This window comes from Rugamonas fusca (genome assembly GCF_014042365.1).
Classification (GTDB): Bacteria; Pseudomonadota; Gammaproteobacteria; order Burkholderiales; family Burkholderiaceae_D; genus Rugamonas; species Rugamonas fusca.
On sequence record NZ_JACEZS010000038.1, the window covers coordinates 16877 to 36623 of the forward strand.

17 protein-coding genes and 1 pseudogene are annotated in these 19747 nt (G+C 68.8%); 12 read left to right on the top strand and 6 right to left on the bottom strand.

The features are described 5' to 3' along the window. Positions 1-262 precede the first annotated feature (262 nt). Positions 263-535, top strand: coding sequence for a hypothetical protein (locus tag H3H36_RS25320; protein WP_182220824.1), 273 nt, complete (start codon positions 263-265; stop codon positions 533-535). Between the two features lie 59 nt (positions 536-594). Here H3H36_RS25320 and H3H36_RS25325 read toward each other — a convergent pair whose 3' ends face one another. Genes H3H36_RS25325 through H3H36_RS25335 form a run of 3 tightly spaced genes read right to left on the bottom strand, consistent with a single transcriptional unit; the run spans position 595 to position 3389 of the window. Further along, positions 595-1431, bottom strand: a complete 837-nt coding sequence (locus H3H36_RS25325; RefSeq protein WP_182220825.1) for a substrate-binding periplasmic protein — start codon at positions 1429-1431, stop codon at positions 595-597. 2 nt (positions 1432-1433) lie between these two features. After that, positions 1434-2705, bottom strand: coding sequence for an MFS transporter (locus H3H36_RS25330; RefSeq protein WP_182220826.1), 1272 nt, complete (start codon positions 2703-2705; stop codon positions 1434-1436). Between the two features lie 27 nt (positions 2706-2732). Beyond that, positions 2733-3389, bottom strand: a complete 657-nt coding sequence (locus H3H36_RS25335; protein ID WP_182220827.1) for an HD domain-containing protein — start codon at positions 3387-3389, stop codon at positions 2733-2735. Between the two features lie 207 nt (positions 3390-3596). Here H3H36_RS25335 and H3H36_RS25340 point away from each other — a divergent pair, with 207 nt between their 5' ends. Together H3H36_RS25340 and H3H36_RS25345 are read left to right on the top strand one after the other, a co-directional pair. Further along, positions 3597-3917, top strand: coding sequence for a hypothetical protein (locus H3H36_RS25340; protein ID WP_182220828.1), 321 nt, complete (start codon positions 3597-3599; stop codon positions 3915-3917). Between the two features lie 165 nt (positions 3918-4082). Further along, positions 4083-4571, top strand: a complete 489-nt coding sequence (locus H3H36_RS25345) for a chemotaxis protein CheW (RefSeq protein ID WP_182220829.1) — start codon at positions 4083-4085, stop codon at positions 4569-4571. Between the two features lie 21 nt (positions 4572-4592). Here H3H36_RS25345 and H3H36_RS25350 read toward each other — a convergent pair whose 3' ends face one another. The 3 genes from H3H36_RS25350 to H3H36_RS25360 form a co-directional block, all read right to left on the bottom strand. Further along, positions 4593-5306 (bottom strand): ribonuclease HI family protein, encoded by a 714-nt coding sequence (locus tag H3H36_RS25350; protein WP_182220830.1) that lies wholly within the window; start codon positions 5304-5306, stop codon positions 4593-4595. A 64-nt stretch (positions 5307-5370) separates the two neighbouring features. Next, entirely contained in the window at positions 5371-6051 is a 681-nt protein-coding gene (locus tag H3H36_RS27610) for a thrombospondin type 3 repeat-containing protein (RefSeq protein WP_182220831.1), read from the bottom strand. Between the two features lie 184 nt (positions 6052-6235). Then, positions 6236-6490, bottom strand: coding sequence for a hypothetical protein (locus H3H36_RS25360; RefSeq protein WP_182220832.1), 255 nt, complete (start codon positions 6488-6490; stop codon positions 6236-6238). A gap of 201 nt (positions 6491-6691) precedes the next feature. Here H3H36_RS25360 and H3H36_RS25365 point away from each other — a divergent pair, with 201 nt between their 5' ends. The 9 genes and pseudogenes from H3H36_RS25365 to H3H36_RS25405 form a co-directional block, all read left to right on the top strand. Further along, positions 6692-9991: a penicillin-binding transpeptidase domain-containing protein gene (locus tag H3H36_RS25365; protein WP_182220833.1), complete on the top strand. Its 3300-nt coding sequence runs from the start codon at positions 6692-6694 to the stop codon at positions 9989-9991. 114 nt (positions 9992-10105) lie between these two features. Beyond that, on the top strand, positions 10106-11449 hold the full coding sequence (locus H3H36_RS25370) for a hypothetical protein (protein ID WP_182220834.1): 1344 nt from the start codon (positions 10106-10108) through the stop codon (positions 11447-11449). A 14-nt stretch (positions 11450-11463) separates the two neighbouring features. Further along, positions 11464-12123, top strand: a complete 660-nt coding sequence (locus tag H3H36_RS25375; RefSeq protein WP_229220103.1) for a hypothetical protein — start codon at positions 11464-11466, stop codon at positions 12121-12123. A 3-nt stretch (positions 12124-12126) separates the two neighbouring features. Then, positions 12127-13323 carry a hypothetical protein gene (locus H3H36_RS25380; protein ID WP_182220836.1) on the top strand — a complete coding sequence of 399 codons (1197 nt, stop codon included), beginning with the start codon at positions 12127-12129 and terminating at the stop codon, positions 13321-13323. Further along, a complete protein-coding gene (locus H3H36_RS25385) occupies positions 13320-14378 on the top strand; it encodes a hypothetical protein (protein ID WP_182220837.1) in 1059 nt (352 codons plus the stop codon). The genes H3H36_RS25380 and H3H36_RS25385 overlap by 4 nt, the downstream gene beginning before the upstream one ends. Positions 14379-14469: 91 nt before the next feature. Continuing rightward, the gene (locus H3H36_RS25390; protein WP_182220838.1) at positions 14470-16746 is read left to right on the top strand and encodes a hypothetical protein; all 2277 of its coding nucleotides are present in this window, start codon (positions 14470-14472) and stop codon (positions 16744-16746) included. Positions 16747-16768: 22 nt separating this feature from the next. Further along, a complete protein-coding gene (locus H3H36_RS25395; protein ID WP_182220839.1) occupies positions 16769-19075 on the top strand; it encodes an SUMF1/EgtB/PvdO family nonheme iron enzyme in 2307 nt (768 codons plus the stop codon). Between the two features lie 87 nt (positions 19076-19162). Further along, a complete protein-coding gene (locus H3H36_RS25400) occupies positions 19163-19507 on the top strand; it encodes a zinc ribbon domain-containing protein YjdM (protein WP_182162336.1) in 345 nt (114 codons plus the stop codon). Positions 19508-19621: 114 nt separating this feature from the next. Then, positions 19622-19747 (top strand): annotated as a pseudogene (locus tag H3H36_RS25405) (group II intron maturase-specific domain-containing protein); the annotation flags it as partial.

Below are 19747 nucleotides of genomic sequence, written 5' to 3' on the forward strand. Positions count from 1 at the left end.
GGCGCGCCAATAAAAACGCCGCCTGGCGGAGGCGGCGTTGATAAAAACATCATTCACGATGGATAAACAGTGGCCGCTCGCTGTCAGCAGCGCCACCAATTCACATTCGAACGAGGTATCGGGGTCAATTTCATGCCGCGTATGGTTGCAGTTCGGCGGCGGTCTGTCAAGTTGTCGTGCGCGATCCAACGGTGGGCGCGATCGGGGAACTTGGGGCCAGTGAGGCCGATCTAAAGGGTATCTGCCAAGCTAGGGGCGCATAATGACAACCACGTTTGATTCACTGGCATGCAAGGATACTTTGGTGGAAGGAGGCTTCAGCGACAGGCAGGCGGCCGTGCTGGCCCACGCGATATGGGATCTGGTGACGAACAGGCTTGCGACCAAGGACGATTTGCTGGCCTTGGAGCAACGCATCGAAGCCAAGTTTGATCTCAGACTGGCACAACTCAAGGTGGAACTGCTCATGTGGATCATTAGTCTGACAGTGGTGCAGACGACGATACTGGGCGCCATGCTGAAATTGTTGCGCTAGCCGTTCCCGTTTCAGGCGCGCGATCCTGCCAAACTGTGGGCGGCGTATGGCCGCCGTCATTAGTGCGCCCGCACGCTGGCGGCCAGGATATCGGGCCGGTGGTAGCGCTTGAAGCCTTCCATCACGGCGCCCGACTTGGCCGCCTGCTCCAGCAGTTCGCGCAGCGCCTGCTGGTCTTCCGGCGTCAGCGACAGGCGGGAGATGTAGGCGCCGCTCTGGCCCCAGGGCAGCTCCGGTATCGGCTCCAGCCGCAGCTTGTCGAGCATGCCGCTCACGCGCGGCTCGTGGGCGATGGCGCCGGCCAGGATGGTCGGCCCCATGATGGTCATGTCGACGGCACCCATGTTGAGCAAGCGCGCCACGGCGCTCACATCCACTTCCGTGAACAGGCGCCCCTGCCTGGCCAGTTCCTTGACCAGCGCCGTGTACTGTTCGCCATGGTCGAAGCCGCGCACCACGGCCACCCGCAGTTCGCGCCGCTCCAGCAATTCCTTGGCGCTGGTGATGGGCGGACGGTCGCTGGCCAGCGAGATCAGCGTGGCGCGATGGCCCATCATGGGCACGAAAATGCCGATCTGGTCGCGCGCGGCCGTGCGCGTGGCGGGCACCAGCATGTCGGCCTTGCCGGCCTCGAACATGGCCACCTGGCGCGCGCGCGGCACGATGGGAAACACGATGGTGCAGCCATTGCGCGGGCCGATGCTGCGCAACAGATCCGGATAGATGCCGCTGACGTTGCCCGCTTCGATGATGACGCTGGCGCCGGTGGGCGCAACGGGCGCGCTGATCGTACGCGAGCAAGGCGCCCCGGCCGCGCTGGCGGCCCCGGCCAGCAAGCCCAGCAAGCAGGCCAGGCCGGCGCGCAGCGGTGTAGGGAGCGGTGGCAAGCGTTTCATGTTCAGGCCTGCATCTGCGCTTGCTGGCGCAGCCGGGATAAATGGAAATAGCGGCGCGCCACCAGGATGGCCAGCGCCTGCATGGCGGCGCAGGCGAAGAAGGTGGTGCCGATGCGCCAATCGCGCGCCGGCAGGTCGCTCACCCTGGCCACGATGGTGTTGCCCAGGAGCGGCATGACGATGATGCCCAGGCTGCTGATCGATTGCAGCGAGCCCATCAGCTCGCCCTGTTCCTGCGCCGGCGTGGCCTTGGAAATGATGCCCTGCAGCGCAGGGCCGGCCGCGAACGCCAGCAGGTTGCACAGGATGAACACATACATCATCCAGCCCTCGGTGGCCAGGCCATACAGCATGTAGGTGATGCAGCCCGAACCCAGGCCCAGCAGCAACAGCCGCACTTCGCCCAGGCGGCGGATCAGCACGCCCAGCAGGCCGGCCTGCACCACGGCCGCCGCCAGTCCCACGCAGAACAGCGCGATGCCGTTCTCGCGCGGGCTCCAGCCGAAGCGGAAATGGGTGTACAGCACCCACGTCGAATGCAGCATCATCTGGGCGAACGTGACCAGCGAATAGACGATCACCAGGCCGCGGATATCGGCGCGCCGGGCCAGCTTGGCGATGGACGCCAGCGGGTTGACCTTGGCCAGCTTGAACGACTGGCGCCGCGCCTGCGGCAGCGATTCCGGCACCACCAGGTAGCCGTAGATGAAATTGGCGGCCGACAGCGCGGCGGCCACGTAAAACGGCAGGTGCAGGTTGACGCTGCCCAGCAGGCCGCCCAGCATGGGGCCGCAGATGAAACCGAGCCCGAACGCGGCGCCCACCTTGCCGAAGCTCTTGGCGCGGTTGTCCGGCGTCGAGATGTCGGACGCGTAGGCCGAGGCCACCGACATGCTGGCCGACGACATGCCGCCCACCACGCGCCCGATGAACAAGCAGGCCAGGTTGGGCGCCCAGGCCGTGGCCAGGAAATTGAGGCACATGCCCGACATGGAATAGAGCAGCACCGGGCGGCGGCCGATGCGGTCGCTGAGCGCGCCCAGCATGGGCATGAAGATGAACTGCATCAGGCCGAACGTGGAACTGAGGGCGCCATACCACCATGCCTGGTCGGCGCGGCCATGCACGAACTCGCCCACCAGGATGGGCAGCACGGGCACCACCAGGCCGATGCCCAGCATGTCGATGAACACGCACACGAGGATGAAGTTGAGGTTGCCGGCGGGCGTGTGCGATACCGGCGGGACAGGGGAAGTGGCGTCGTTGGTGGTCATGGTGATCAAATTGGATGCGGCGCCGCGTCAGGCGGCGGCCGGGCTGGCCCACTCGGCGATGAACTGGTCGCGGAACGCGAGCAGTCCGGCTAATCGGGCCTGGCCCAGGCGCTGGCCGGCGGCCGTGCGCATGGTGCCGGGCAGGGTGGCCAGCTTGGTGTCGATATGGTCGAGTGCGTAGGCCTTGTCGTCCAGCGCGCGCCCCAAGGCCATGGGATCGGCCGCGTGCGCCAGCGCCGCGCCCATGCGCCCGGCCGTGTAGAACAGGCGCGCCAGGCCCACGGCGCCGAGGGCGTCCAGGCGGTCGGCGTCCTGCACGATGTTCGCCTCGATGGTCTCAGGCGTGATGGCGGCGGAAAAGCTGTGACTCTCGATCGCGTTCGCCACGGCCGCCAGCTTGTCCGGCGGAAAATCGAGCCCGGCCAGCTGCTGGCGGGCCAGTTGCGCCGCCCGGCGCGAGGCCAGGTGGCGTTCCGGATCGTTCTTGGGCAAGTTGACCAGGTCATGCAGGTAGCAGGCCGCCAGCACCACCAGCCCATCGGCTTCGGGATGGTCGTCGAGCAGCAAGGAGGCGTTGCGCCAGACCCGGTGCAGGTGGTTGGCGTCGTGCGCGCCGTCACCATCGACGGCCGCCGCAGCCAACCGCACCAGCCGCGCATGCCAGCTGCTCATGTAAGGGTTCATCAAATTAAGGATTCCGGACGGTCTGCTTGTTCGCTGCGATTGTCGCTTGGATTGTGGCATGAATCGGCGGCGCGCCATAGGGGGCGGCCGCAATTCGTTGTGGATGCGCACAGCGCAGGATTTTGGTGAGAAGAAACATTATTTGCTTGCCAATTCCGATAGTGTTGTGCAAAATAATACAACAAATAACAACATCGGGAGTCGTTGATGCGCACCATGTTAGCCGCCAGCCTGGTTCTGTTCTGTACGGGCGCGTACGCGCTGGACGACACGCCGACCCAGAATGTGGTCATGGGGCCGCGCGGCGAGGACACACGGGCGCCGTCACCGGTCCGCTGGCGCCAGGAGGCGCCGTCCGTGCACCGGGGCCGCGAGGCCGGCGACGATGAGCGCCGCGGCGCCCGTTCGGCGCCGCCATCCACGCCAGCCGCGTCGTCCGCGCCGGTCGCCGCCTCGGGCCGGCAGGGCGTGCAGCCGTGGCTGGCCATCCGCCAGGCCGTGCCCACGGAACGCGGCGCCCAGCGCTGAGCGCCGGTGGCGCCGACGGAGGGGGCGCCTGCCATGGTTTTGCCGCCGCGCAAACCGCTTGGCGTTAGATGATGCAATTGTCGTTGACTTACGGTAACATTGCTCCCGTTTAAGAGTCACCCATGCTTGGCATTGCCAGCGTGCGGCCCCAATCAAGGAAACGACATGTCTATCATCACCAGCGACGCCCAGGTGGCGTCCCCTGCGGCCGAATACCTCGCCTTTACCCTGGGCCAGGAAGAATACGGCATCGACATTCAAAAAGTCAGCGAGATCCGCAGCTACGAAACCCCGACCCGCATCGCCAATGCGCCCGAATTCGTGCGCGGCGTGGTCAACCTGCGCGGCATCATCGTGCCCATCGTGGACATGCGCATCAAGTTCAAGCTGGGCACGCCCACCTATGACCAGTTCACCGTCGTCATCATCCTCAATATCGGCCACCGTGTGGTGGGCATGGTGGTGGACCGGGTGTCGGACGTGACCACGCTCACGCCCGAACAGCTCAAGCCGGCGCCGGACATCGGCTCTGCCCTCGACACCGATTACATCATCGGCCTGGGCACCATTGACGAGCGCATGCTGATCCTGGTCGATATCGACAAGCTGATGTCGAGCGCCGACATGGGCTTGCTGGACGCCGCCGCGGCCTGATTGCCCGCGGCGCGGGCCCGTTCAGCGCCCGTTCACCTCGTCCGCCTGGTCCGCCACCTGGCACGTCCACGCCGCGATGGCTTGCTGCGACAGCCGGTCCGCCTCGCCATTGCGGTGGCGCGGCACCCAGCGCAGGCTGACGGCGCCCGATTGCGCCAGCTGGCGCAGCAGCGCATCGGCCCGCGCGCGGTGCGCTTCCAGTCCACGGGCGCCGGCGGCCGCCACCAGCGTCACATCATCGATCACCACCTTGCTGTCGCCGTACACGACCAGTTGCGTCATGCGCAGTGGCAGCGCCGCTTCCAGCAGCGCGATCAGGGCCAGGTATTCCGCCTCGCCGCTGTTGCCGTGACCGGCCTGGCGGCTGATTTCCATCCGTTCCCCATCGGGCCCGCACAGCAGGGCGCCTATGCCCAGCCGGCCCGGATTGGGATGGGCCGAACCGTCGAACCATGCCCGCCACGCGCCGGCTGGCGGCGCGCCGGCCGCGCGCTTGAGGGCCAGGCGCGCTTGCCGCGCCTGCAGGCGTTCGGCGTGCCGCGCCTGTTCCAGCGCGCGCAGCTCGGTGCGCGCCGCCAGCAGTGCGTCCAGGCCCGCCACCCCGGCCGCCTGCATCAAGGTCTGGCGCAGCGCGTCCACTTCCGCCATCCCGGTGCGCGCGGCCAGGCGGCGGCTGGCCGCCCGTTCGCCCTTGTAGGCAGCGGCGGCCAGTCGTTCAAATTCAGTTGGGTGCATGCGCGATGATGGCTGTGGTGGAGGGCGTCAGCATAACCGATCCGGCGCCATTCCCGTCACGCCGTCAGTCGCGATAGGGATTGTCGGGATGGCGGTCGTAGCGGTTGGGCACACCGTCGCCATCGCGGTCATGGTCGTAGCGGTTGGGGATGCCGTCGTGATCGCGGTCGCCGTGGCCATGGCCATGATGGCGCTCCCACCGGCCTTCCTCGCGATACCAGCGTCCCTCCCGTTCGATCCAGCGCGGCTGGGCGTACAAATAGCCGGGCCGCTCGGCCACCCAGCCGCCGGCGACCCACTCGTGCCGGTGGCCGCGCCAGTCCCAATAGCCGGGCGCCCAGAAATAGCCGGGACGCGCGCGCGGCACATACTCGTAGCGAGGGGGCGGTGGCGCCACGGTCACGTAGTCGTAGGCCGCGACCTCCGGCCGTACCATGACCCAGCCGCCGGGGTCCAGGCGCCACGCGTCGCCATCGCGCAGCCAGACGGCGCCGCGATATTGGTAACCGCGCCGCTCAGGTTCCCAGTGGCCAGCGAGCCACACGTGACGGTAGCCATCCCAGTTCCAGTAGCCAGGCGCCCACACGTAGCCAGCGCGCGGCACGGGTATGCTCTCAAAGCGTGGCACGGGTGGGGCGTTGCCGATCACGACGCTGACGCCCACTTGGGCTGAAGCGGTCGTGGGCAGGAAAGCGGCGGCGCTGATGGCGATCATCGCGGCGGCGTAAAAAGTGGGCTTGAGCATGATGTTCTCCGTAGTGCGATCTGGCATACGGAAACTATATCAAGCGGGGCGGGGCACAAAAATGGATGATGCAACTGCTTACAACTGACACAAACCACGCTGGCGCGGGTGGCGCCGGACTTCGCCTGTCACGCGGCGCGCTGCGGGTAGCGGCGCGGATACAGGCGAAGCGCGGGGCGGGCCATCACATCTTGCTCGCAGTGTGGCCGGCGGCGATGGCGGCCTTGTTCTCGTCGAGCAGCGATTGCTTCTTCTCGTCGGCAGTCAGCCGTTTGGCGCTGACCACCACCACCTGCGTGTTGAGCGCCAGCGGTGGCGCGATGGTGGCGACGGCCGGCGCAGGGGCGGGGGCTTCCTGCTTGTCGAGCACGTAGTTGGCGGCGCAGGCCAGGCCCAGCGTGGCGACAAACAGGGCTTCGAAGTTTTTGACGATGTTCATGGCGCTTCCTTTCGGTGGGATGAGTGTTGATGTGATCACTGTATCCAGTCGGCCCGGGCGCCGCCATGGGCTTGCGACGAGCGGCGTGATTTGCGGCGCGAACTGCGAAAAATGGCGACCAGTTGTGCGGCGCGGCGTGCGCCTTTTCCGTCACCCTCCGCTAGTGGATGGCATACCTTCCACAGCCAGCGCGAGGGCCAGATGCGGCGCACGATCACTTATCTATTGCAAGCCATGACGGCATGGCGGCGCACGCGGCGGCGCCAGGCCAACTTGCGCGCCGGGGGCACGGGGCCAGGGCGCGACCGCGGCGCGGCGCCAGCGCTGCGGCTGGTGGCAGGCGCCGCCGGGGCTGGCGCTGGCGCGGCGCCGCCCATCCAGGCGCCGCGCTACCGGCGTGCGCTGGCGGCGGGCGGTGCGCTGGCCTGCGTGGCCGGCGCCGGCCTGATCGCGGGTCATGCACGCCATCTGGCGGCGGCGACCATGCATACGGCCGGCGCGGCAGGGACGGCGCAGGTGGCCGCCGTGTTCCAGTCCGTCTTGCCGGGCGCGCGCTTCCAGGTCCCTGCCACGCCAGGAGTGCGCCTGGCCTTGCAGCCGGAAGGCGCCACGCTGGTGGCGGTGGGCATGCGGGCGGCGGCGCCCGTGCGCGTGGACCTGTGCAGCCAGATGCGTGCGGGAGGCGAGGCGCACATGATCCCGCTGCGCCTCGGCTTGCGCTTCGACGATGTCCGGCGCTTGGAGGAACAAGGCCAAGCGCCGGCTTTGCATAACGTGCTGTTGGTGGAGGCGCCGCCAGCCGGCGCCATGCCGATGCCGGAAGTTCGGATCAGCGGCCCGTTGCGGCCGGATTTCGCGCTACCGTCCAGCGAGCCGCTACAACTGCGCTGGCACAGCGTGGGTGGCAAAGCCCGCTGGATCAGCGACGCCACCTTGGGCCAGGTCGAGCAGGGCAGCGATGGCCAGGTCGGGCTGCGCGAGCAGGGCTGGCTGAGCTGGGACAACGGCGCGGCAGCGCTGCGCCTGGAACGCCGCGCCAACGTCCTGTGCCCACAGGCCGGCGAGCTGGTGGTGCAACTCTACCGGATGCCATCCGGCGATGCCGCGCCCCAGCCGCGTGCGTTGGTGGCAGGCTTTCCGGCCCGGGGCAGGCCGGTGAGCGCGGCGCTGCCAGCTGGCGATTACCGGGTACCGGACGCGGCGGCGCCGCCGCTGGAGGATCAAATGCTGTTCGACAGCTTGCGCGCGCGCGGGCTGGTGCGCGTGCGCGGCGATGGCGACCTCGAAGCGGCGCCGCGCGACATCCTGCCCTGGCTGGCCAGTCCCGCGCCCATGCGCGCGGTCGAATTGGCGCAATGGCAGGGCGTGGCGGCCGACGCGGCCACGGCCAGGCTGCTCAAGCGCCTGTACTACCAGGCTGACGGCGCCTATGTGCGGCAGCAGATCCGCATCTACAACGACGAGCGGCGCTTGCTGGCGTGGCGTGCCCAAGAGGGCGAGGCGCGCTGGCGCGCCAGTGCCGTGCCTACGGCGGGGCCGGGCGGCGACGCCGCCGTTGCGCAGCCGTTGACCGAAAGCGCGCAGATGCCCGCCAGTGCCGCCGGCCTGTTCGCCGAACTGCCGCAGGGTTGGCAGCCGTGGACGCGGGTGGTGCGCTGGCCGCAGGCCGCGTCGGCGGACGTGGTACGGCTGCAAGCCCAATTGCCCCATCCCGCGACGGCCGGCGACGTGCTGCACTTGCTGGTGATCGGCCAGGTGCGGGCAGTGAATGGCGCGCGCGCGCGGCTGCTGCCGGCTTGCACGGGACGGGGTTGCGCGACGCCCGGCGACGTCCAGCTGGTCACGCTGGAGCTGGCGCCGGGCGCGCGCGGTGTGGCGCTGGACGTGTCGGCGTTGCGCGCGAGTTCACCGGAAGACCGCAAGTACCGGCACCTGGCCGTCGTTGATGGCCAGCCGGTGTGGCAGGCGCTGGCCGGACCGGGCCGGGGGGCGCCGTCCATGCCGGCCGCGCCGGTCCCGGTTCAGCTGCGGGACCGCAACGGCACGCCGCTATGGGCCGATGGCGCGCCCACCCAGGCCGCGTTGGACGCGGGCATGGCCACGCTGCTGGGCGTGAACGGGGCCCAGGCCAGTGGCGTCGCGGGTGTGCTGGGCCGCCGTCCGGCCACCGGCGGTGCAACCGTCCCGGCCCGGCTCACGCTGGACTTGCCGCTGCAGGCGCTGAGCCAGAAGGTGCTGGATTGCGTGGCCATGCGGCGCGGCCATTGGGACGGCAGGCGCTGTGCCGGTGGCCAGGCCGCGCCGCCGGGGCGCCATGCCGGCATCGTCATCCTCGACACGGAGACGGGCGACCTGCTGGCCGCGGCCGGCGCGGGCACTGGCGCCGTCAACGCGGCCAACTGGGCCGAGGTGCGCGATTTCGACCGCGCCAACCCGGCCCGCAGCGCCTTGCGCCTGCCGGCCTTGCAGCACGACGGCGGCGCCCACCAGAGTCCCGGTTCCACGTTCAAGATCATCAGCGCCTTGGGCCTGGAGCTGGCCGCCAGGCGTGATCCGCAGATCGACAGCTTGCTAGGCGGGCTGCCGCTGGCGGCCATCAACCGCATGGCGGCGCAGCGCGGCTTCGGTTTCCAGACCGACGCGGCGACCTACCCCTTCAACACCCGGCTGGCCCACATCACCAACTACAAGGAGCAAAGCCTGGACCGCCGCGCGCAGGATGGGCGCCTGGGACTGGCGCAGGCGCTGACCTACAGCCTCAATACCTGGTTCGCCTGGTCGGGCGAGTTGAGCGACGCCAGCCTGTTCGGCCGCCCCGACGGTGGCGCGCCGGACCTGCAGGCGCTGGATGCGGACGCGCTGGACCCCGTGCGCCCCATCCTGGCCGCCGCGCACCGGCTGGGATTTGGCCGGCCCTTGCGGCTGGACGGCGGCTTGCTGCCGCCCGATTTCAACTGGCAGCCCTGGGACGCGCTGCAAGCCACGCCGGCCCATATCGACCCTATCCACACGCGCCACGAACTGCGGCAAATGACGATAGGCTTGCGCATGCAGGCCACGCCGCTGCAAATGGCGCTGGCGGCGGGCGCGGTCGGGCAGGGCGCCGTGATCGCGCCGCGCATGCTGCTGGCGCTGGACGGCAAGGACGGCGCCGTGCCACCCGCGCAGGCGCTGGACATACGGCTGGACCGCATCCGGGCCGGCATGAAAGGCGTGATCGACGTGGGCACGGCGGCCGGCGCGTTCTCCGGCCCGGCGCTGGCCGCGCTGCGGCCCCACCTGTATGGCAAGACCGGCACCGCTCCCAGCGGCGATGGCACGGCCACTGTGTGGTTCGCCGGCTGGCTGGAGCCGGGCAGCCTGCCGGGACAGGCGCACCGCCTGGCGCTGGCCGTCTTCGCCAGCCATTCCGAGGCCACGGGCGGCGAGCACGCGGCGCCGGTGGCGGCCGGCATCCTGGCGACGCTGGCGAGGCAGAACGGGGAACAGAAGGGGAAATAGCCCGGTTTCCCGCAGCATGGCGCGGCCCGATTTGTGGCATGATTTTGTAGCGTCCGCCGGCGGTCGTTCGTCCCGCAACGGCCCGGTGTGCGCATCTTCAGTTGACAGGAAAGTATGCGCTTGCCAGGAACCCGGTACCAGGAGCATGGCTGGGAGCAGGTGCGGAAACTGCTGGGACGCTGCTCGTTGCAGGCGTTCCGGCAGCTGGACATGCATCTGGTGCTCGATCCGGCGCGGCATGACGCGCTGCTGGACGCCTACGTCGATACGTTGGCCGCCGGCCTGCGCGCGGGCGAACGGCTGGCGCGCTCCGAAGCCAGTGGCAACAGCTACGGCGACAGCGTGTGCGAACTGGCGCTCAGCCTCGCGTTCGAACTGCACGCCCATCCCTCGTACTGGCAGGCGTTCGTGGCTGCGCTGGTGGCCGACCATGCGCGCGGTGGCCCGTCCTGGACCGATCCGGCGGCCGAAGCGGCCCAGCGCAAGAAGGTCAACGACATGTACGCTGGCCTGCGCGACAAGGTCGACGCGGACAACTACATCGTGGCCACGGGCCGCGATTGTTCGCCCAATAAAATCTACACCTACCGCATGCTCGACACGGCCTGGCACGAGCTGGCGCAACTGTTTGCCGATGTCGACGCGCACCGCGAACGGTTGGCCGTCATCCTGGACCGGGCGCCGGCTGCCTTGCCGCTAGCGGTTCGGGATATGAAGATCGGGGCCTGCCAGCCGGAATGGATCATCGGCTGGAGCGCAACGCAGGAGCGCTACACGGGCGCGCCGGGACCGCTGCACACGCGCTCCAAGCGCTTCTCCAGCCTCAAGAACAATCCTGCCCGGATCGCGGCCATGCTGGCCGAAATCGGCGGCTACGAGGAATTGTCATCGAACCAGGATCGCGCCGACCCGTGGCAGGAGGATGCGGGCGAGGCCGCGTCCTGGCTGGAAGACTACTGGCGCGTGATCAGCGCGTCTGAGCAGCGGGAAGCGCAGGGAGAGGACGGCGTCGGCCCCGTGGTCGACCTGATCCTGCCCCCGCCGGAGCCGGACGACGCCGAGCCGGCCGACGAGACCGAACCGGCGGCCGGGGAAGGGGAGGCGGCGCCACATGATCTGGCGCACGACCCGGTGCGCCTGGCCGCCGAACAGTCCATCGCCGTCGCGCTTTCCCTGCCCCCCCGCTATCTGGAAGTGGCGCGGGCGGCGCAGGATACGTCCAGCTGGACGCTGCGCGTGCTGCACGATACGACGCTGCCGATACGGTTGGCCGTGTATCACAAGCTGCTGGGGCCGGGCGACGACAGTTATCCGGATGCCTGGCTGGACGCGGCCACCGGCGAACTGCCCACGCTACAGCAATTGGCCGCGCTGGATGGCATCTCGATGCCCACGTTGCGCAAGCGTCGCAACGAAGCAATCGCCCGGTTGCAGGCGGCCTACACGGGAGCCACGTAATGAAGGAGAACGACATGCAAACCATACCAATGGATGACCGGCTGGGAGAGCGCCTGCTGCTGTCGCGGGCCGTGCCCGGCGACCGGCTGATGCTGGCCGACGCCACCTTGCTCGCCGCGCTCGATGGCAGCCGTGCGCTCACGCCCAACGAACGTGCGGCTTTGCAGCAATCGCCGCTGACTTTGCGCCGCTTCCGTCAGCTGGCGCTGGAAAGGCGCGCGGCGGGTACGCCAGGCCAGCTTGCCGCCCACGCTGCCGCCAGTGTCGCCGCCGGCAACGCACTACGATCGGGCCATGGCCGGCCCGGCAGCGCCGCCGCCAACGACGCCGACTGGCACGGCAGCAGCGGCATGCTGCGCGCCGCCGCCACCGGCGCCGCGCTCGAGATGCTGAGCACGGACGATGGATTCTGGGCCCTGCATTTCCTGCCCGATGGCGAGGGCTGGCAAGTGGTGCTCAAGCTGGCGGCCGAGGCGCCGTTCGCGCAGCGCCTGCTGCGCGAGCAGACCCTGTTGCGCGTAGTGGACGGTGGTGGCGCCATCGTCCTGCAGGGCCGGCTGGACGCGGACGGCGAATGTGAAAAGTCCTGGCCGTTCGCCACCGCGCCCGCGCCGCATTTTCATCTGTACGGCGCGCGCTTCGCCGTCGAGCCGGTCCCGTCGGCCGCGCCCTGAAGCATGGGCCTGTTCCGACGCCGCCGCCACCAGCCCGCCGATACCAATGGGCTGGGCAGGGACGTGATCGCCCGGCGTCTCGATGATGGCGATGTCGCGCCGGCGGCATGCCGGGTCGTCATCTTCAATCCAGGCGGCCATGCGCGCCGCGCCGTGGCCGGTAAGATCAACTGCGCGGAAGGCGAAACCGTCTTCTGTTTCCATCCCGGCCCGTATCGCGTGGACTTGACGCCGTTCGCGGCCGCGCCTGAACTGGGCCTGCGCCTGCGATTCGTGATCGACGCGGCCGACCCGCGCGTGGTCCAGCAGCGCTTCGACTTGTTCCTGTACAGCGAGGTGGAGGCCAGCCTGGAAGTGGACGACATGCGCGCCCGCATCGACCAGGCGCTGCAGGCCGAACTGGCGCAAGGTCCGCTGGAGCTGCCGCCTTGCACCACCCTGGACGAGTGGCATGCCTTCCGTTCAGGTCTGAACCAATTGTTGTACACGCGCCTGGGCATCACGGTGGACGATTGCGTGCCGGTCGACCTGGGAGACCAGGTCGATTACGCGGACATGCTCACGGAGCGGGCATTGCGGGCGGCCGCCGTGGCCGCGCCCATGCCGGCGGCGGACTTGCCCCCGGACGCGGTTCCGAATGTGAGTCCGAATGTGCCCCCGCACCTGACAACGACGGGCGGCACCGACGCGACTCCCGGCCAGGCACCCCCGCCTCGGCATGCGGCGCCATCGGCCGGCCAGCCACCGGCGGTCTGCGACGCCAGGGCGCTGCGGCGCCTGTTCCTGGAGTTGCCCGCGCTGAGCACGGCCTTGCGCTTGCTGGCCTTACCCGCGGGGCAAGCGCCATTCCAGGTCCAGCAAGACTTGCTGCGCCGGCTCGCACTGCTCAAACTGAACGTGGACACCATGCCGTCCCTGGCATGGGCCGCACCGGATCAGCCGTTGGAACCGCACCAGCAAGCGCGCCGCAGCCGTAACAGTACAGCCGCCGTGGCCGCGCTGGATGAAGCATGGGCACTGTTGGCCCGGCTGCAACTTGCCGTGCCGGTACAGTGGGCCGAACTGTCCGATGAGGCGAGCCGCATCTGCGCCAATCTGGAATACGACCTCGCCTTGCGCCGCGCACCCTACGAACCGATCCACGAGGATGAACTGCTGGACCAGCCAGCGCCGTCCATGCGCCGGGAGCCCAAACTATGACCTTGCCCACCACCGCGCAATGCCTGGCCTTGCTGGCCGATGGCCGCCTGCTGGCCATCACGGCCAGCCGCCGTCCGCGCGCCAACCGGGCCGACGTCAAGTGCGTCGTTGCCGGCGCGCCCGCCACCTGCGAGCGCATGCAGGAGGTGGTGCGGCTGGCCCGCCACACGGAAGCGCGCTTGGACAGCCGCGACCAGGTGGTGCTCAGCATGGATACCGTGCCGGCGCCGGACGAGCGTGACTGGGAACTGGCCGCCGTGCTGGCCGACCGCATGGTGCGCGGGCTGTACCGGCACAGCGGCGGCGCTGTACTGGCACACGGCCGCTCGGACGCCTGGCACCTGGGCCGGGTGCAGGCTGGCGTGCCGCTTGCAATCGGGCACGTCCGTCACCATTTGCCCCTTGCTCCCGCGCTGGTGGTGGGCGCTGGCACGGACCTGGCGCCCGATGTTGACTGCCTGTCCATTTCCCACCTGGGCGGCCTGCTTGGCCATCCCGACCCCGCTGCGGCCGTGTCCAGCGCCAAGGCCTGGTTTCCCCTGCATAGCGGCGGTGTCAACGACAGCCTGGGCTGGGTGGAAGTGAGCGTCCATCCCCTTGCGCAGGGCGGGGCAGACGAGGAGGATACGATCGCCGCGCCCGGCGCGGACCTGGGCACGCAACTGGCCGTGCGCCGCGCGCTGGCCGGGGCCCGCCATTTCGATGGCCGGGGACTGGGGCGCTGGCGTAGCGTGGTGCGCTTTGGCCAGCCCCGCTTCCAGGGCGCGTCCTACGAACTGGCGCTGGTGATGGCGGACCGCCTCGCGCGCGGGCGCGAGTACGTGCCGCGCGGGCGCATCATCGCCACCGGCTGTTCCAGCGCCTGGCACGCGGGGCAGGTGGAAACGGTGGAGGGCGTGGAACCCAAGCTGGCGTTGATATTAGAGCAAGCCGTGGCGGGCGACCGGGTGCTGTTGCCGGCCGCCTGGCAGGGGCAGTTGCCGGATGGATTCGCCGCCGCGCTGCGCGCGCGCGGCGCCAGCCATGCTTGCATCGAACGAATTGGCATGATCTGAATCGTGCGCAAAAGGAGTACCGGTGGGCCCCTGCTAAAATCGTTGGCGGGCTGGGGTGGTTCCGGAGGATGAACCCAAGAAGGAGTCTGGCATGTTCCAAATGTTTGGTTTTGGCGGCGTCAAATGCCCGCGCTGTGGGCACAAGAATGACGAGCAGTCGGGCTATTGCGCCGATTGCGGCCTGACCCTGGGCGCCCCGCGCAACGAGCCCGTGTTGCGCGACAATCGCTGGATACCGGGCGACGACGAACTGGCCGTGTATTTCGGCGTGCGCGCCTTGTCCGGCATTTTCACCAAGACCTTGCGCGTGCCGGCCACGGCCCGCGCTTACATCCTGCAGGCCGACAAGGCCACGGAGGTGCCGCAGGGCGAGTACGAGATCGAAGGCTTTTTCACGCGCCTGAACCATTTGCTGCGCAACCAGCACGCGGAAATCCTCATCACGCGCAGCACGCCGCTGCCCGTGCAATTCGCGTTCGACGACCTGCACACGGCCGAGCACCTGAAGATCTCTGCCCGCTTCACGGTTGGCATCCGTATCGAGAACGTGCCGGCCTTCGCCCAGCACTTCATGACCACGCCGGGCACCGTCACCACGCGCCACCTGCACGACCTGCTGGCGCCTTCCGTGCGCCAGCTGGCGGTTGAATTCGTGGGCGCCCGCTCGATGCGCGACATGGCCCACAATCCCGACTTGCGCGCCCAGCTCGACGAACGGCTGCAGGCGGCGCTCAAGCTGCGCCTGGCCGAATATGGGTTGGCCGTGGCGCACGTGGAAACGGCCGCCCTGCGGCACGACAAGTTTGACCATAACCGCGAACGCATCGGCACCCTGTGGCTGGTGGCCGACGAGCGCCACGTGCAGCTGGAACACGTCAAGCAGCTTGACCAGATCTACGACGACGAGGAGTGGCAAGCGATCTGGCGCGAAGAGCAGAAGATGCGCACCCAGTACCGGCGCGCGGAACTGCGGCAGGACGCCAGCGTGGAAAAGGCCGAGCTGACGCTGCAGGAAGCGGAGCGGGTGCAGGCCATCCGGGCCCGCGAAGTGGACCTGTATGGCCGCATCATGGAATCGAAGACGCGCAAGGTGGCGCTGGAAAAGGGCGCCGGTACCACGCTGGCGGAACTGGAGCACGAGCTGGCGAAGAACCGCGTCGTGCGTGCCGGCGACGTGGCGGAGTGGGAGCACGTGCGCGAACTGGCCCAGATCAAGATGCGCACGGAACTGGAAATCGCCCAGCAGGAAGCGGCCGAACAGCGGCAGCTGGCGCAGCAGCGCTTCTCGCACAAGCTGCATCAGCAGGCCATCGAAAACCAGATCGCGCAGGCGCTGGCGATCGAGGACGAGTCGCGCCGGCGCGCGGAACTGGCCCGTCTGCGCCAGCGCGAGGCGGAGGACAAGCAGCGCGAAGCGCAGCTGGAAGCGGAGCATCACCTGGCCCGCCACCAGGGCCTGGCGCTGGCCAACCTGGCGCGCCGCCGCGAGGCCGAGCGCATCCAGGAATGGGAAGACCAGATGCAACTGGCGCGCCAGCGCGAACTGCTGCGCGAGGATACCGTCAAGGATGCGTCGAACGCCGTGCAGGTGGCCGAGATCAGCCAGAAGATCGAGGACTTGCGCCGCACCGGCGCGCAGGCGGACGCCATCGCGCAGCACGAAAAGCTGTTGCGCACGATCGAGGCGGACAAACTGCATGCCCAGAACAACCAGGCCAACGCGCGCCAGGCCATGCTGGACCAGCTGGCCGTCGAAGAACAGCGCCAGGTGCTGCAGGAACGCGAGCGCGAAGCCCAGTGGCAGCGCGAGCTGAAGGCCATGACCCATGAACGCGACGAGAAGTTCGCGCGCTGGAAGGGGGAGTACGACATGCTGCTGGCGCGCCAGGCGCACGAGATCGCCCACGTGGAGGCGATCGGCAAATTGAGCGACATGGGCATGGTGGCCACGGCCGCCGCGCCCAATGCGCAAGCCCTGGCGCGCATCATGCAGTTGCAGATACAGGGCGGCATGACGCCAGAGCAGATCCAGTCGCTGGCCGCCGTGGTGGCCGCTGAGCACAGCGTCTCGCCGGCCGAAGCCATGCGACTGGCGCGTGAACAGGTGCAAGAGGAGCGCGCCCACCGCGATGCCGACATGGACAAGGACCGTCGCCACCAGCTCGACTTGCTCAACCTGCAGAACGCGGCCAGCGCCGTCGCGCTGACGACCCAGAGCCAGCTTGGGGTGGGCGTGGCCCGCGCCGGCGCGGGCGGCGCGGTGGCGCCGGTGCCGCAGGTGCGCTGCTGTCGCAACGGCCACCCGACGCGGCTGGACTCCCCGCAAGACAAATTCTGCGCCGAATGTGGCGTGCCGCTGACACCGTGACGGAGCAGGAACACCACCTTCAATGATGCAAACCGCAAGAGAAAAGATTCGCGAACTGCGCGCGCTGCACGAGGACGGCCTGTTAAGCCTGCAGGAGTTCGACCGCCGCAAGAACGCTATCCTGGACGCCGAGTACGCGCCGCCCGGCGGCAGCGGCGCGCCCGTGCTGGCGCGCCAGGGTACGGAGCTGGGCCTGATGAGCGGGCAGGAAATCGGTCCGCAGAACCGCCGCTACCGGCTGGAACGGTTGATCGGCATGGGCGGCATGGGCCAGGTGTGGCTGGCCACGGACCTGGCCACGCACGCCGAACTGGGGCACAGCGACCAGGTGGCGCTGAAGATCCTGCCGCCGCAGCTGACCCAGAGCGCCACCCATGCCAAGCTGCTGATCGAGGAAGCGACGCAGGCCCGCAAGCTGGCGCATGAGAACATCGTGCGCGTGTACGAATGGGCGCAGGACCCGGCCACGTCCAGCTATTTCATCATCATGGAATACCTGGAAGGCCAGGACCTGGACGCCATCCTCGCGCACGAAGGCCCGCTGCCGCTGGAGCGCGTGTGCCAGCTGCTGCAGCCGGTGGGCGAGGCGCTGCACTACGCGTGGGACAAGCACAAGCTGGTGCACCGCGACCTCAAGCCCGGCAACGTGTTCCTGACCCAGCGTGGCGAGATCAAGCTGCTGGACTTTGGCATCGCCTCGCGCGCGCGCAGCGCCGGCAGCAGCCTCGGTTTGCAGGCGCCCAACGCCGGCACGGCAGGTTACCGGGCGCCGGAAGCGGGCACCCATCAGCGCCAGCCCAGTCCCCGGCTGGACGTGTACGCCGTGGCTGTGATGATCTATCAATTGCTGGAAGGGCGCATGCCGTTCGATGACGTGCGCAGCGCCGATTTTCATCCGTCGGCGCCGGCTGCGCTCAACCTGCGCCAGTGGCAAGTGCTGCAGGCCGGCTTCGCGTTCGCGCAGGAGCGCCGTCCGGCCAGCGTGGCCGAACTGCTGGACGCGCTGCGCCGTGCGGCCGGCCCCAGCGAGGAGGAACTGGCGGCGCAGGCCGCCGCCGCCGAGCAGGCGCGCGCGCGCGAAGCGCTGCGCCAGAAGGAATTGGCGGCCCAGGCCGAACAGGCCCGCCTGGCCGAGCAGCAGCGCCAGGCGGAACTGGCCGCCAAGCGCCAGGCCGAGGTGCAGGCCGCGGCGCAGGCGGCCGCCCACGCCGCCGCGCTGGAGAAGATCCGGCTCGACAAGCTGCGCCGCGAGCAGGAGGCGCGCCAGCGCGCCGAGGCGGAAGCGGCCGCCAAGATCCGCAAGCAGCAGTTGCGCGAGCAGTTGCTGGCCCGGCGCGAGGCCGATGCCGCCGCCGCCCGCGCCGCGCGCGAGGAGCAACAGCGTAAGGCCATGCAGCTCAAGGCGGAAGCGGCTTATCGCGCCGAGCAGGAGCGCCACCGCAAGCAGCAGGCCGAACGCAACGCGGCCGAACTGGCGGCCCAGCTGCCCACGCCCGGCAGTCCGGTGGCCGATCCCAGCGGCGTGCTGCGCGACCGCTTCCTCGACGGCACCGGCGTGGGGCCGGAGCTGGTGCTGATCCCCACCGGCCGGTTCCAGATGGGCTCTCCGGAGCACGAGCGGGCCGCCGCCGTCAAGGCCGGCGCCCAGCAAGCCTGGCTGGAGCGGGAGCAGCCGCAGCACTGGGTCGGCATCGAGCATTCGTTCGCGCTGGGCCGCTATCCCGTCACGGTGGGACAGTGGAAGCAGTTCGCGCGCGCCACGGGCTGGGAATCGCTGTCCGACACGGACTGGCGCCAGCCCGGTTTCGCGCAGACGGACGAGCATCCCGTGGTCGGCGTGAGCTGGAACGACGCCCAGCGCTACGTGCAGTGGCTGTCCGAACGCACGGGCCAGGTGTACCGGCTGCCCAGCGAGGCGGAATGGGAATACGCGTGCCGGGCCGGCACCAAAACCGCTTTCTCGTTCGGCGACGAGATCAGCACCGAGCAAGCCAACTACGACGGCAATTACACCTACAACGGCAGTCCGCGCGGCGAATTCCGCCAGGGGACGACCAAGTGCGGCAGCTTCGCCCCCAATCCCTGGGGCTTGTTCGACATGCATGGCAATGTGTGGGAATGGGTGCAGGACGTGGTGCACGATAATTACCAGGGCGCGCCGGCCGACGGCACGGCCTGGGAGCAGGGCGGCGACCAGGTGCGGCGCGTGCTGCGCGGTGGTTCGTGGCTGTACAACCCGCGCTATCTGCGTTCGGCCGTGCGCAACGGCTATTCCGCCGTGCTGGCGAACGACATCGTGGGCTTCCGCGTTGCACGTAAATTGACGTAGATGGCGGCCGTTGGCTGGGAATTTGGGTGATGAAGCTGTATAATGCTGATTTTTGCCGGCAGTTGCCCAATTTTTCAGGAAAATACGATGAGCGCCTTACCTCCATGCCCCAAATGCCATTCCGAATACACCTACGAGGACGGCGGCCAGTACGTGTGCCCGGAGTGCGCGCACGAGTGGAGCGCGCAGGCGGCCGAAGCGGCTGAGGAAGGCGCCAAAGTGTACCGCGACGCCGTCGGCAACATCCTGCAGGATGGCGACACCGTCACCGTCATCAAGGACCTGAAACTGAAGGGCGGCGGCGGCACCGTCAAGGTCGGCACCAAGGTCAAGAACATCCGTCTGGTGGACAGCGACCACGATATCGACTGCAAGATCGACGGTTTCGGCGCCATGAGCCTGAAGTCGGAGTTCGTCAAGAAAGTGGTGTGATCAGCAAGTGAGGGGCGGCCCGCTGCCGCCCCGGCACGATTACGGCGGCCCGCGGGCCGCCGTTTTCATTTGGTGCGCCCAGCATGGGCGCACTCCTGTGGGTGCAAGTCCCGCCGCGAGCTGACCCGTCGTTCGGGCGGGCGCGGCATGTCGGACGTGGTGGAAAGACTACGATCTTATATGCTGGGCTGGAAAGGGTATTTCCAACTGGCGCAAACGCCCAAGGTTTGGCGTACTCTC